Raw genomic sequence first — 13,341 nt, forward strand, 5'->3', positions numbered from 1 at the left:
TGCATACAAGAGATAAATTTGTCTGTTTTATGACAAACAATCGTGAATTTTGAATATTATTGTATTAGAATAATAGTAGCATTGGAAGTACGTTAAGGAGAGAGAGAAATGGATTACATTCAAAAAGGGACAAAGGCGTTTCATAAAGCAAACTGGGCTTTATTTTTAGCGGGCTTTATTACCTTCGCCAACTTATATGTGACACAGCCATTATTACCAACATTTGCGAAGGAGTTTCATGTATCACCAGCTATTGCGAGTTTAACGCTTTCTGTGACAACCTTTGCGTTATCCATCAGTATGATTATTGTTGGCTCATTATCAGAGGCATGGGGAAGGAAGTCTTTGATGACGGTTTCTATTTTTGCGGCATCTATAATTACGCTTGCCCTTGCCTTTTCTCCTAATTTTGAAACGATATTAGTGTTACGTGTTATACAGGGTATTGTTTTTGCAGGGTTGCCAGCAATTGCGATGGCTTATTTAGGGGAGGAAATGGATCCATCTAGTTTAGGTATTGCAATGGGCTTATACATAAGTGGTAATTCGGTAGGTGGGCTTAGTGGCCGAGTTATTATAGGGACATTAACGGATCTTTACAATTGGCAAGTGGGGATGGTTGTACTAGGTGTTATCAGTCTAATGATTAGTGTGTTATTTATCTGGATGCTTCCTAACTCCAAGCGTTTTACAGCTCGACCATTACAGATAAAATCATTGGCGACGTCTCTTTTACAACATTTAAAGGACCCATCCATGCTTTGTCTTTTTGGTATTGGCTTCGTATTAATGGGGAGCTTTGTGACTCTTTATAACTACATTGGTTTTAAATTGATGGCGCCCCCTTATAATCTAAGTGCTACGATTGTTGGTTGGATTTTTGTTATTTACTTAGTAGGTACTTTTAGCTCTGCTTGGTTCGGAAGTCTAGCTGATCAATATGGCCGTCTAAAGATGCTGTTATTGTCTATTGCGATCATGTTTACAGGGGCGATTTTAACATTAAATGGGCTACTTAGTTTAAAAATTTTAGGGATTACAATCTTTACATTTGGCTTCTTTGCAGCACATTCGATTGCTAGTGGCTGGGTAAGTAAGCGAGCCACTCATGATAAAGCACAAGCTTCTTCTCTCTATTTATTTTTTTATTATTTCGGTTCAAGTGTTGGAGGAACGGTTGGGGGTGTGTTTTGGATGCACTTTGGCTGGGGAGGCGTTATATGTATGATTGCGGTATTTTTAGTCATAGCATGCTTACTTTCATTTTTATTAAAGAGGATCATTACTAAACAACGCATTGTAGCAGGGCACTAGGAATCTTTTGTCTTTGTGGTGTGTTATTGAGTTTATTTCCTTCATTTACATGATCTTCATAAAAAATGATTTGTCCTAAACTATTTGATAGTATAATGAGTAGACTGGATATAAAGAGGAGTTGAAAGATATGTTTACACGTAATAAAGGATTTTCTTTTGTCTTTGCTATGCTGGCGGCAGTTTTAGTTTTGACAGGTTGTGGAGCTGCTAAAGAAAAATCGGAAGACAATGTAGATTATTCATCAAAGGTGAAGGAAAATCCAATTGTGACGATTACGATGAACAATGATGAAAAAATCGTCATCGAATTAGAGCCTTCTACAGCGCCGAATACGGTAGCAAATTTTATTTCCTTAGCTAAAAAAGGCTTTTATGATGGTCTTATTTTCCATCGAGTTGTCCCTGATTTTATGATTCAAGGTGGAGATCCTTCAGGTAATGGTACAGGAGGACCGGACTATTCGATAGAAGGTGAGTTTACATCAAATGATTTTAAAAATGATTTAAAGCATGAACGTGGTGTCATTTCAATGGCTCGTTCAAATGATCCGAATTCTGCGGGATCTCAATTTTTCATTATGGTAAAGGATACTCCGCAACTTGATGGCGAATATGCTGCTTTTGGGAAAGTAATCGAGGGGATGGAAACAGTAGATGCTATCGCTGCTGTTGAACGAGAAGGTGAAAAACCAATAAAAGACCAACAAATGAAAAAGGTCGAAGTAGATACAAAGGGCTTTGATTACCCTGCCCCAAAGGTAATAAAATAACAGATTTATAAATCCGAAACAAAAAAGCATGAGAGATCAGTTTTGATCTTCCATGCTTCTTTGTATTTAACCCATAATGTTGTAGCCTGCGTCAATGTAAATCGTTTCGCCTGTTACACCGCGAGATAAGTGAGAAAGCATAACGATTGTCATGTCTGCTACTTCATCTTGTTGAACATTACGTTTTAAAGGAGCTGTTTCTTCGATTTTGTGTAAAATTGTATTGAAAGAAGGAACCCCTTTTGCAGCAAGTGTGCGAATCGCTCCTGCTGAGATCGCATTAACGCGAATATTATCTTTACCAATATCTGCAGCAAGATAGCGCATAGATGCCTCTAATGCAGCTTTTGCTACACCCATAACATTGTAACCATCTAGTACACGCTCTGCTCCTAAGTAACTCATTGTTACGATAGAACCGCCCTCAGTCATATAAGGATGTGCGGCCTTTGCTGCTGAAATAAGAGAATAGGCGCTAGTGTCTTGCGCAAATGCATAGCCATCACGAGTTGTATTTAAGAAGCGATTGTGTAAATCTTCTGCATTAGCAAACGCTACTGAGTGGACAATCCCATGGATTACGCCTACTTTTGTACCGATTTCTTCGAAAGCTGCTTTTGTACTCTCGTCGCTGTTGACATCACATTGTACGATCAGTGAATCGGATTGTCCGATTTTCTCTAATTGCATTTGTAATTTTTTTAATGAACGTTCTTGACGGTATGTGAAAATAACATTTGCACCTACATCAAATAAACGTTTTGCGATACCCCAAGCAATACTTCGATCGTTTGCCACGCCCATTACGACAATATTCTTATCTTTTAATTGTAATAAATTATCCATCATCTAATAAGAACCCCTTTATTTATGTTTATGAAATAATATCTGTTATTAGTACCAACTACTAAAATCTTATCATACATAAAAAATGGTTGCAATAATAAGTTGAAAAGAGTGGCCGAATTTACATTAAAAAGTATAAAAAAATCCATCTCCATTATGTTAGAGATGAATCGTGGTATAAGCATCTGTTACTAAGTGGTTCGTTTGGAAAAATGGCTCATCACCATAACGTTTGGTTGATTTCCGTTCCGGCTGGGCGCTTTGTTGTTGCTGTCGCTACGCTTTAGCACAGATAAAACATTTGTTGCTGCCGCATCGCTTTCGCACAAATAAAACATTTGTTGCTGTCGCTACGCTTTCGCACAGAAAACATCCGCTGCGCTGCAGGGTCTCGGGCCAACACGATGTTGGTCACGAAGGCGTTATTACAGGATGTGATGCTCTTAGCCTTCGTTCCTCTATTGTTGATCCCTAAGGAGTCGCTCAGTCACCGCTTCAATCAACTAATACATGAGGAGATAAAATAAAGGCACCCAGTTAAGGATGCCTTTAAAGATACAATTAAACCTATTCGAATTTTAATGAGTCGCCATCGAAAGTCTCATCTGCTACTTTGATTGAGTCAGTAGGGCAGCCTTCGAAAGCATCTTGCATGTCTTCTAGTAGATCTTCTGGAACTTCAGCTGTTCCCATGTTATCATCTAAAATAACGAAGGCGATACCTTCATCATCATAATCATAAATATCTGGTGCTGCGGCTCCGCAAGCGCCACAAGCGATACATGTATCTTTATCAACAATTGTGTATTTAGCCATATTTTTTTTCTCTCCTTTTTACATGTTCCTATCAAAGCTTCATACTCATTTTAAAGATGTTTATCTTACATTTCAACATAAATACTATTAAATTGGAGGAATTTGCGTCTATGTTTCATCAAATTTTATTGCAAATCTTTCAAAAACTAAATAACGAACGAACTATTTCAGCTGCTTATCATGTATTAAGAGGAAAGCGCTCAGGCCAGACTATTCAAGACATTGGCCTATTTAAGTTACATAATTATTTTGGATTATTACCTAAGTTACCACGGAAGACATTTGATGAAGCTGTATCATTATTTTTGCAGTATAGTTGGTTAACAATACAAGAATCTGGTCACTATTCCATGAAAAAACTAGGTTTACAGCGAGCGGAGCAGACGCCTGACTTTTTATTTGACGGATGGCACTATAGGGGTAATGAGCATGTATTTTTTGCAAGGCTCTCGTTAATTGTACAAAGTTTATCTTATCAAAGTGCTGAGGTTCGTTCATTTTCTCCTATTAGTAGGGATACGAATATTCAATCCTGGGTAAGATCTTTTTTAGTTGAGCATCACTATCAAGATGGACATTTACAGCAACAATTATTGCAGGAATGTGAACAGGTACTGTCTGTGTTACCCTTGTCAGATGCTAATAAGCAACTCGTCCTCTATCGGTTAAGTGGTCATAGATTACCAGGATGGACGTGGCAGCAGCTCGCTAGTCAACGCCAGGAAACAGTTTTAGATTGTCAATTAGCGTTTATAGAATTGCTACATACGTATTTAAATGAAATTCATCAGACAAATGATTGTCCCTTGCTCGGTAAAATAACAGAGGGATTAAGAGTAAAAGCATTATTAACCGATTCAGCGCAGCAAACAGCACATTTATATGAGCAGGGCTATTCAATTGAACAGATTGTGCAAATAAGGAAATTAAAACAAAGTACAATTGAGGATCATTTGGTAGAATTAGCTATGAATGAACCGAACTTTTCGATTGGTCCGTTCGTCTCTTATGAAGAAGCGGAAAAAGTTTGGCAGGCATCGAAACATTATCAAACTAAAAAATTGAAAACATTGCATGAAGTAGTTGAAGGTATGAGTTATTTTCAGTTAAGGCTTGTCCTTGCGAAAGGAGAAGTATAAATGGAACTTGAACAAACGTTAGCAAAGTATTTTGGCTATACAACATTTCGTCCAGGCCAAAAAGAGGTCATTGAAGCAATTTTAGAAAAAAAAGATGTTATTGCTTTATTACCAACAGGAATGGGGAAATCACTTTGTTACCAGTTGCCAGGATATATTTTGCAGAAGCCGATTTTAATTGTTTCTCCTTTGCTTTCTCTTATGCAGGATCAAGTAGAAGAGCTAAAACGTTTTGGTGAAAAGAGGGTAGTTGCCTTAAATTCATTTTTAACCGTAAGTGAAAAACGATATGCGTTACATTTCTTAGAGCAGTTTCGCTTTATCTTTACTTCGCCAGAGATGCTTTTACAGCAACAGGTTCAAGATAAGCTTTCACAAATGCAGCTAGGTCTTATCGTAGTGGACGAGGCACACTGTATTTCACAGTGGGGCTTTGATTTTAGACCAGATTATTTACGAATTGGACAATGGTTTTCACAAGTGAATCGGCCACCAGTTTTAGCTTTATCAGCGACTGCGACGAATAAAGTAGTCAATGATATACGAGAAACATTGTCATTGGATACGCCATTTGAGTTTTTGTACAATGTGGATCGGCCTAATATTCACCTTGGGCGTGTTGTATTTGAGGATAGGGCAGATAAAGCACATTGGATTATGCAACATGTTAAAGAGACTGCAGGACCGGGTATATTATATATGTCCTCGCGGAAGCGTGCTGAACAATATAGTGAGGCGCTTATACAGGCAGGTATAAGAGCTGCAGCGTATCATGCAGGCTATATTGCTGAGGACCGTCAGTTTATTCAGCAACAGTTTATTGACGGAGAGCTTGACTGGATTGTGGCTACGAATGCTTTTGGAATGGGTATCAATAAGTCTGATATTCGTCAGGTCATCCATGAAACGATGCCTGCTAATGTAGAAAATTACATGCAGGAAATTGGCCGTGCAGGGCGTGATGGTCAACCAGCGCTCGCTATATTACTATATAGTGATGGCGACGAGGAACTTGCGAAATTTGTTGTAACAGGCGATTTGCCAACAGTTGGTCATGTTGATCGTTATCAGGAACTACTAAATCAACAAGTACACCCTTCTCAAATGTTGAAAAATGGAGAACTAAGTGAGACCGCTTTTCGTGTGCTTGATTACTGGCTGCAACAAGAAACGATGGAACAAGTGAAAGTGCGTTTAAATCATTTGGCACTAGAAAAATATCATGCTGTCGATAAAATGCATAAAATGACTCAGACAAAAGACTGTATACGCACAAAATTAGTCGGGTATTTTGGGCAAAAATTGCTGAAAAAACCGGAAAACTGTTGTGAAAATTGCGGAATCCATTATGATGAAATCAATAAGGTACGCTTGGCGGAAGAGAAAAAAATAGAAATGATTCCATGGGAAAGTCGGTTAAAACAACTCTTAATGGGTTTATAGAGGCTTATCACCAAAAGTTGTGGATGACATTTGATAAACGTAGTTTCGACTGGGCGACTCCTTGGGGATCAGCGATAGGGGAACGAAGGCTAAGACCATCACATCCTTGATAACGCCTTCGCGACCAACAGCGTGCTGTCGCTTCGCTTTCGCACAAAAAACATCTGTTGGCCAGAGACCCAGGGCAAGTCTTGCGAGAGAAGCGGCTTAGCGGATGCCTTCAAGAAAGTGTCCGGTCAGAACGGATAGACTCCAAGCTTTGGTGATATGCCCTTTTTAGACTATAATTTACGGTCATTTACTTTTTTCGCAAAATTCGTCATAATAGAATGATAGAAAGCGTAGTGAGGTTGGAGGAAAGACGAATGAGTAAAGAAGATTATCGCGATAAAATCGAAGAACATCGTCAATCTTTTGAAGAAGAACAAAAAGAACAGGAAGCTTTATCTAGAGTTGCAAGAATGAATAAAAATGGAAGTAATAATAAAAAGCCAAAAAATACAAAACGAAAAACGCCATTAATGACGATTCTTTTTGTAATTTTTATCTTAATTCCATTATCAATATTAGTCTATTTCTTAAAATTCTATGAACCTGGATCAACGATTGAAGAAGCTGAAAAAAATTCTTCGGAAGAAATTGTAGAAATTGATAAGTCAGGGGATAAAGATGTACCTGTGTCAACTGACAAAAACAAAGATGGCGATAAAGCAAAGGAAACGTCTAAAAAAGACGCAGAGAAATTAGCATCAGAACAGAAGGCAGCAGAGGAAGCGAAAAAAGCCGAAGCAGCAAAGAATGCAGAAGAAGCTAGAAAAGCCGAAGCAGCTAAGAATGCAGAGCAAGCTAGAAATGCAGATGAAGCTAGAAGAGCACAAGCCGAAGCAGATAGAAAAGCTGAACAAGCACGTAAGGCTGAGGAAGCACGAAAAGCAGAAGAAGCAAAACAATCTGCAAATGCAAGTACACATACTGTAAAAGCAAATGAAAACCTATATCGTATTGCATTGAATCACTACGGTGATGGCAGTGAAGCAACACTAGCAAAAATCCGTGCAGCCAACGGTATGTCTTCTAATAATTTATCAGTTGGGCAAGTGATTAAGTTACCATAAGAAAACGGATGTCATTCTTTGGCAATAATGTTTTTCGAGTATAAAATAATGGACAAACGTTAACACCAAATAGGGTTAAGGCGTACGTCTTATTTAGTGAAAAGGCGATTCTTTATTTTAAATGAATCGTCTTTTTGTTTTCGTAAGGAGAAGTGAAAGAATGATTTATTTTGGACTATTTATTTTAGTAGTCATCGCGTTCGTGCTTTATATGTTGAAGGTTGCACATGAAAATAATGTTTTACATCATCAATTACAATTAAAGGGTGAACAGGAAAAAATACGACTATTTTTTATTTCGGATACCCATTTACGCAAAATTAACCGCCAGATGATTGAGCAGTTAGATGGTCCATTTGATGCTGTTATTATTGGTGGAGATTTTGCAGATGGACGCACACCCATTCAACGTATTCATGACAACCTAAATTTATTAACGCCTTTAGGACCAACTTATTTTATATGGGGTAATAATGACAGAGAAGTAGGCGAAGAGCGATTTCGAAGTATTTTACAGGACCATGGTGTTCAGATTATTGCCAATGATGCTGTATTACTCCCTAAGAAAAACCGCTTTTGGCTTAATGCAATTGAAGATACATCTATAATGAAAAGTAGGTTTGATGAAGCATTTGCAAAGGTCGAAGAGAAAGACTTAGTTGTTTTTATCGCACATAACCCTGGTGTTTTTGCAGAAGTCCGTGCAAAATTTAGAGCAGATTTAATGATGGGTGGGCATTTACATGGTGGTCAAATTAGAATTGGCCCATATGGAGTGCATCCTAAAGGCTCATATCGGGAGCGTGAAGGTGTGATGACGTTAGTAAGCAATGGTTACGGTACGACATTATTACCTTTCCGGCTTGGTGCGAGACCGCAGTGTCATATTATTGACATTGAAGTTTCGGGTAAATAAACAACCAAAACTCTTTAGAAGGCGTATAATGGAAGCGATAAGGATTTATTCGGTAAATGCCCAATTAATCAATTATGCCTTGGTATAATTGCGTTTGGAATCGGCTTTGTGCATGCACAAAGAACTCCTTTCCGATTTCCGTAACATCCGGCGAAGGCTTTAGGCCAACAAAAACATTTGTAGCTGACGTTTCACTTTCGCTACGAAAACATTTGTAGCTGACGTTTCACTTTCGCTACGAAAACATTTGTAGCTGACGTTTCACTTTCGCTACGAAAACATTTGCTGAAAGAAGTTAAAAGTAAAGTATTAGTATTTTGCTAATACAAAGTTGATAGGAGTGTCAAGAAATGCAGCAAGTAGATGCAATTATTGTTGGAGGAGGCCCATGTGGTTTAGCAGCAGCAATAGCCTTGCAAAATATTGGTTTAAAGCCAATTGTTATTGAAAAAGGAAATATCGTAAATGCGATTTACAATTACCCTACACATCAAACTTTTTTTAGTACGAGTGAACGACTAGCTATCGGCGATGTCCCTTTTATTATTGAAGGTCGTAAACCAAAGCGAAACCAAGCACTAGTTTATTATCGAGAAGTTGTGCGTTTGAAGGATATTCAAGTAAATCGCTTCGAAAAAGTAGATAGCGTTGTAAAAAATGGAGAGATGTTTACAGTAACGACAGATAAAGAGGTTTATACAACACCTTATGTTGTGATTGCAACAGGCTACTATGACCATCCAAATTATTTAAACATTCCAGGTGAGAAATTACAGAAAGTCTACCATTACTTTAAAGAGGGACATGAATTTTTTGATACTGATGTTCTTGTAATCGGTGGGAAAAATTCGGCAGTAGATGCAGCGCTTGAGTTGAATAAGGCTGGAGCTCGCGTTACTGTTGTCTACCGTGGTAGTGAGTATTCACCTAGCATCAAGCCATGGGTTTTACCAGAATTTGAAGGTCTAGTACGAAATGATGAAGTCCAAATGCATTTCAATACAAATATACTGGAAATCCGTGAGCATGAGGTCGTTGTAGAAATGGATGGTAACGAAAAAACATTCAAAAATGATTTTGTTTTTGCGATGACAGGCTATCATCCTGACCATTCATTTATTCGAGCAATGGGTGTCTCTATTGATGATGAAACGGGTCGTCCTTTCTTTAATCCAGAAACTATGGAAACGAATGTAGAAGGATTATTCATTGCAGGAGTTATTGCAGCTGGAAATAATGCCAATGAAATTTTTATTGAAAATGGTCGTTACCATGGCGATTGTATTGCGAAGACAATTGTAGAAAAAGAAAAATAGCAATAGGAGCTGTATAGGCAAGTAAGCTGCTTATACAGTTTTTTTTTCGGAAAGAAGAGCTGAAGCGATGGATCAAAGAGTCCAAGCGAAGGAAAAAAGGGCTGAAGTGACGGATTGAGAGTAAGGCGGCTCATCTGATGCTCCCTAAGAAAGGCCCACTCGAAACGGAAATCAACCCCGCGTTATAATGATGATAAGTAATTTCTCTAATCAAATCGAAGTTGTTAAAAAGGTGTGAAGGAGCACTTGGATAATATTGGTTACTTAGTTATTTTGTAGGGAGCTTTATGACGGTTTATTTTGTTGGAAAAGTATATGGTGTTAAATTACAGGAAGAAAGAAGTAAAAACATAGGGGCTAGAAATGCAGGTAGTATGATTGGAAAAGATGCTTTTATTTGGACCTTTTTAGGGGGTACTTTAAAAGGTGCTCTCATTGTTTTACCAACAAAGTTCGATTCCGTTTGCATTACCAGCAGTACTTGTTGATAATGTTGTTGCAGTATTACAAGCATATCCAGAAAGATATGGACAGCTACAGCAACGTTTTAATTTCTTTCAGCAGGTGTTCAAAAACCCGCTGAAAGAAGTTAAAGCCTCCGGCGGATGTCACGGAATCGGAAAGGAGTTCGCAAAGGATGTTAGCCTAAAATCATCGCATCCATGCGATAACGGCTAACTGACCTGCATCGGTAAAAACGCCACGTCCTGTGGCATTACCGAAATGACCGACCTCGTGTCGGCCCTCGTGCAGGCCTAAGCACAAAGCCGATTAAGGACGCAATTATGCCGAGGCATAATTGATAACATAACATTGCAGCAGCTACGATTCAAGCACTATCAAGTTTCAACTAGACAGTATCCGATGCTCATCACTTTACAGCTTTCTAAGGATTTGGCAAATTTACAGAGAGATTTAAATTTAAATGGTTTTTATGTTCATGCGGATAGCCAATACTTACGTCGATGAAATTTCGTACAGCTGTCTGTTATTCAGCCAGATTTTGATATAGCAATCGATCAGTTACATAATATTTTAGGTTATTATAAGCAAATTTTAGATGCATAAGCCAACGTGAATATCGAATACATTAGCCTTACATGAAAAATTCTTTTAAATCAATAGGCGCTCCAACTTTATTGAGCCCAATTAATAATTTTAATCGAGCCTTTTGACCATTAATGCCAGTTGCAAATATAGCTCCTAGGTCTTCGAGCATTTTGCCACCACCATCATAGCCGTATACACCTTCTGCGATACCATTAAAACAACGGGATACGAGTATAACTGGAATGCCGCGTTCTATAAGACTTTCAATACCTTTCACTACTGATGGAGGGACGTTGCCTTGTCCAAGGCCCTCTAATACAACGCCATCATATTTACATGCGAGTACTACATCAAGTAAATCAACTTCCATGCCAGCGTACACTTTCAGCATGGCTACTCGTTTTGATAATCCATCTATATCTACATATTGACGGCGGATAGGAGCATGATGAAATAATATTCTTGATTTTGTAATAAGTCCGATCGGGCCATACTGAGGTGACTGGAAAGTATTTACTGAACTAGTGCTTGTTTTTGTAGTATTAACAGCAAGGTGGACTTCGTCATTCATGGCAACAAGAACGCCTTTCTCGCGAGCTTCTTCATCTACAGCTACACGAACGGCTTCTACTAAATTATAAACCCCGTCTGCACCAAGTTCGTTTGAGGAGCGCATGGCACCTGTTAAAACAATAGGAATTGATAAATCAGTCGTTAACTCTAAAAAGTATGCTGTTTCTTCTAATGTATCAGTACCATGGGTGATAACAACGCCATCAATTTTCTCCTCTGCAACTTTTTTGATAATAAGATTACGTAATTTAAGCATTTCTTTTTGAGTAATATGTGGTGATGGGAGGTTAAATGCCTCCATTTCAATAATTGTGGCAAGCGCATCAAGTTTACTACTTTCCTTCATAAGAGGATTTTCCTTGTTAGGCATAACGGCACCTTCATCGCTCATCGCCATAGATATTGTTCCACCTGTATGAATTAATAAAATTGTTTTTTTCATAAAAAATAATATCTCCTTTTAAAAAGTTTTGTGTCATAACATGGTATAATAATAGCAGTTTATCTTCATGTAATAGATGTTTTTTGTCGGAAAATGTCACAAAAGTTTTCCGCCTATGACATACGATATACTTTTTGTCCATTAACCGACAGAATAGATAAACATAGGCTATGAAATTTTACATCCTGCAAAAATGCTAAAGTTAACCAACATTGTGATCCGGACGCTTCACTTTCGTATAAAAAACATTGTTGGAAAAGTCAGAAGGATGTCACGAATTTTAAAATCTTAACATCATTATGTCAAGGTGAAATTGATTTTTGAAAGGGGCCGGCATCATGATCATCTTATTATCAGCTGCCATTGCTCCCGGTTTAGCGCTTTTTAGTTACTTTTATTTGCGCAATCAGATGGCAACGGAGCCAAGAAGAACCTTACTTCAAACGTTTTTGTATGGCGCATTTTTAACGTTCCCAATCTTGTTCTTACAATATGTACTAACAGAGGAAGGGGTCTTTCGATATCTTTATCTACAAGATGTAGTTTTTTCGAGTGTAGTTGAAGAGTTTTTTAAATGGTTTATTCTGTTAATCGCAATCTACAATCATGTAGAATTCGATGATCCTTATGATGGCATACTGTATGGTGCAAGCATATCTCTTGGTTTTGCCACAATTGAAAATGTTCTTTATTTATTTTCTTTCGGTTTAGATACTGCTTTTATGCGTGCATTATTACCTGTATCGAGTCATGCTTTGTTCGGTGTTGTAATGGGCTATTATTATGGACGTGCCAAGTTTTCAAAGTTTGCAAAGACGAAAGAAATGATTGCTATGGCGCTTTGTGCACCGGTAGTATTACACATTTTATATAATACAATTTTATCATTTAAAGGATATTGGGTATATTTAATGATACCTTTTATGCTATTTTTGTGGTGGTTTGGGCTACGAAAAGTCAAGCTTGCTCATTATCACCTAGTACAACATTTGCATATGCATAAAAAAATATAAAGCGTAGAAATCTAAAAAAGATTTCTGCGCTTTTCTTTTTAACTTCTTTCAGCAAATGTTTTCGTAGCGAAAGTGAAACGTCAGCTACAAATGTTTTCGTAGCGAAAGTAAAACGGCAGTTACAGAAATCTTCCACCTCTATAGGTGGTGAGAGGAATACGGATTTAAGTTACTTTTCAGCGGGGGTCCAAACACGCTGAAATATAGGAACTCAATCTAAAAACGCCAGGTCCTGTGGCAACGACTGAGTGACCAACATCATGTTGTTGCTGACGCTACGTTAGCACTGCGCTTTCACACAGAAAACATTTGTTGGCCCAAAGCCCCCAGCGGATGTCACGGAATCGAAAGGGAGTTCAATATAGGCTAACTGACCTGCATAGGTAAAAACGCCGCGTCCTGTGGCATTACCGAAATCACCAATATCGTGTCGGCCCTCGTGTTGTTGCTGACGCTTCGCTTTCGCAAAGACAAAACCAAGACCATTTGCTGAAGCTACGTTAGCACTGTGCTTTCGCACAAAAAACATCTGCAGGCCTAAGAACAAAGCCGATTCTGGACGCAATTTCGCTGAAGCAAAATTGAT

At 38.2% G+C, this 13,341-nt stretch carries 14 protein-coding genes; 10 read left to right on the forward strand and 4 right to left on the reverse strand.

The window, feature by feature from the left end:
• The first annotated feature begins 108 nt into the window (after positions 1-108).
• A complete protein-coding gene (locus tag ACVYAD_RS05515) occupies positions 109-1,314 on the forward strand; it encodes an MFS transporter (RefSeq protein ID WP_349661164.1) in 1,206 nt (401 codons plus the stop codon).
• A 130-nt stretch (positions 1,315-1,444) separates the two neighbouring features.
• Complete coding sequence (locus ACVYAD_RS05520; protein WP_476425135.1) at positions 1,445-2,086, forward strand: peptidylprolyl isomerase; 642 nt, start codon at positions 1,445-1,447, stop codon at positions 2,084-2,086.
• A 66-nt stretch (positions 2,087-2,152) separates the two neighbouring features.
• On the opposite strand, the gene ACVYAD_RS05525 is transcribed toward ACVYAD_RS05520, so the two are convergent.
• Positions 2,153-2,935, reverse strand: coding sequence for an enoyl-ACP reductase FabI (locus tag ACVYAD_RS05525; protein ID WP_337991027.1), 783 nt, complete (start codon positions 2,933-2,935; stop codon positions 2,153-2,155).
• Positions 2,936-3,499: 564 nt separating this feature from the next.
• A complete protein-coding gene (locus tag ACVYAD_RS05530; protein ID WP_004232564.1) occupies positions 3,500-3,748 on the reverse strand; it encodes a ferredoxin in 249 nt (82 codons plus the stop codon).
• Positions 3,749-3,858: 110 nt separating this feature from the next.
• On the opposite strand from ACVYAD_RS05530, the gene ACVYAD_RS05535 reads away from it, so the two are divergent.
• The 7 genes from ACVYAD_RS05535 to ACVYAD_RS05565 all read left to right on the forward strand — a co-directional run bounded on the left by ACVYAD_RS05535 (position 3,859) and on the right by ACVYAD_RS05565 (position 10,355).
• Complete coding sequence (locus tag ACVYAD_RS05535) at positions 3,859-4,887, forward strand: YpbB family protein (RefSeq protein WP_476425139.1); 1,029 nt, start codon at positions 3,859-3,861, stop codon at positions 4,885-4,887.
• Positions 4,888-6,330 (forward strand): RecQ family ATP-dependent DNA helicase, encoded by a 1,443-nt coding sequence (locus ACVYAD_RS05540; RefSeq protein ID WP_476425141.1) that lies wholly within the window; start codon positions 4,888-4,890, stop codon positions 6,328-6,330.
• Positions 6,331-6,695: 365 nt separating this feature from the next.
• Positions 6,696-7,445, forward strand: coding sequence for a LysM peptidoglycan-binding domain-containing protein (locus ACVYAD_RS05545; RefSeq protein ID WP_476425142.1), 750 nt, complete (start codon positions 6,696-6,698; stop codon positions 7,443-7,445).
• A gap of 160 nt (positions 7,446-7,605) precedes the next feature.
• Entirely contained in the window at positions 7,606-8,361 is a 756-nt protein-coding gene (locus ACVYAD_RS05550; RefSeq protein ID WP_349661169.1) for a metallophosphoesterase, read from the forward strand.
• A gap of 350 nt (positions 8,362-8,711) precedes the next feature.
• A complete protein-coding gene (locus tag ACVYAD_RS05555; RefSeq protein ID WP_476425144.1) occupies positions 8,712-9,677 on the forward strand; it encodes a YpdA family putative bacillithiol disulfide reductase in 966 nt (321 codons plus the stop codon).
• A gap of 287 nt (positions 9,678-9,964) precedes the next feature.
• Positions 9,965-10,165 (forward strand): glycerol-3-phosphate acyltransferase, encoded by a 201-nt coding sequence (locus ACVYAD_RS05560; RefSeq protein WP_349661171.1) that lies wholly within the window; start codon positions 9,965-9,967, stop codon positions 10,163-10,165.
• The gene (locus ACVYAD_RS05565) at positions 10,113-10,355 is read left to right on the forward strand and encodes a hypothetical protein (RefSeq protein ID WP_476425146.1); all 243 of its coding nucleotides are present in this window, start codon (positions 10,113-10,115) and stop codon (positions 10,353-10,355) included. Before ACVYAD_RS05560 ends, ACVYAD_RS05565 begins: the two co-directional genes overlap by 53 nt.
• A 418-nt stretch (positions 10,356-10,773) precedes the next feature.
• On the opposite strand, the gene ACVYAD_RS05570 is transcribed toward ACVYAD_RS05565, so the two are convergent.
• Complete coding sequence (locus ACVYAD_RS05570; RefSeq protein WP_476425148.1) at positions 10,774-11,742, reverse strand: asparaginase; 969 nt, start codon at positions 11,740-11,742, stop codon at positions 10,774-10,776.
• Between the two features lie 338 nt (positions 11,743-12,080).
• Here ACVYAD_RS05570 and prsW point away from each other — a divergent pair, with 338 nt between their 5' ends.
• Positions 12,081-12,755 carry a glutamic-type intramembrane protease PrsW gene (gene prsW, locus ACVYAD_RS05575; RefSeq protein ID WP_079559895.1) on the forward strand — a complete coding sequence of 225 codons (675 nt, stop codon included), beginning with the start codon at positions 12,081-12,083 and terminating at the stop codon, positions 12,753-12,755.
• A 280-nt stretch (positions 12,756-13,035) separates the two neighbouring features.
• Here the strand turns inward: prsW and ACVYAD_RS05580 are convergent, their stop codons facing one another.
• Positions 13,036-13,275 (reverse strand): hypothetical protein, encoded by a 240-nt coding sequence (locus ACVYAD_RS05580; protein WP_476425150.1) that lies wholly within the window; start codon positions 13,273-13,275, stop codon positions 13,036-13,038.
• Between the last annotated feature and the right edge of the window lie 66 nt (positions 13,276-13,341).

The sequence above is a fragment of the Lysinibacillus sp. G1-3 genome (genome assembly GCF_056322905.1).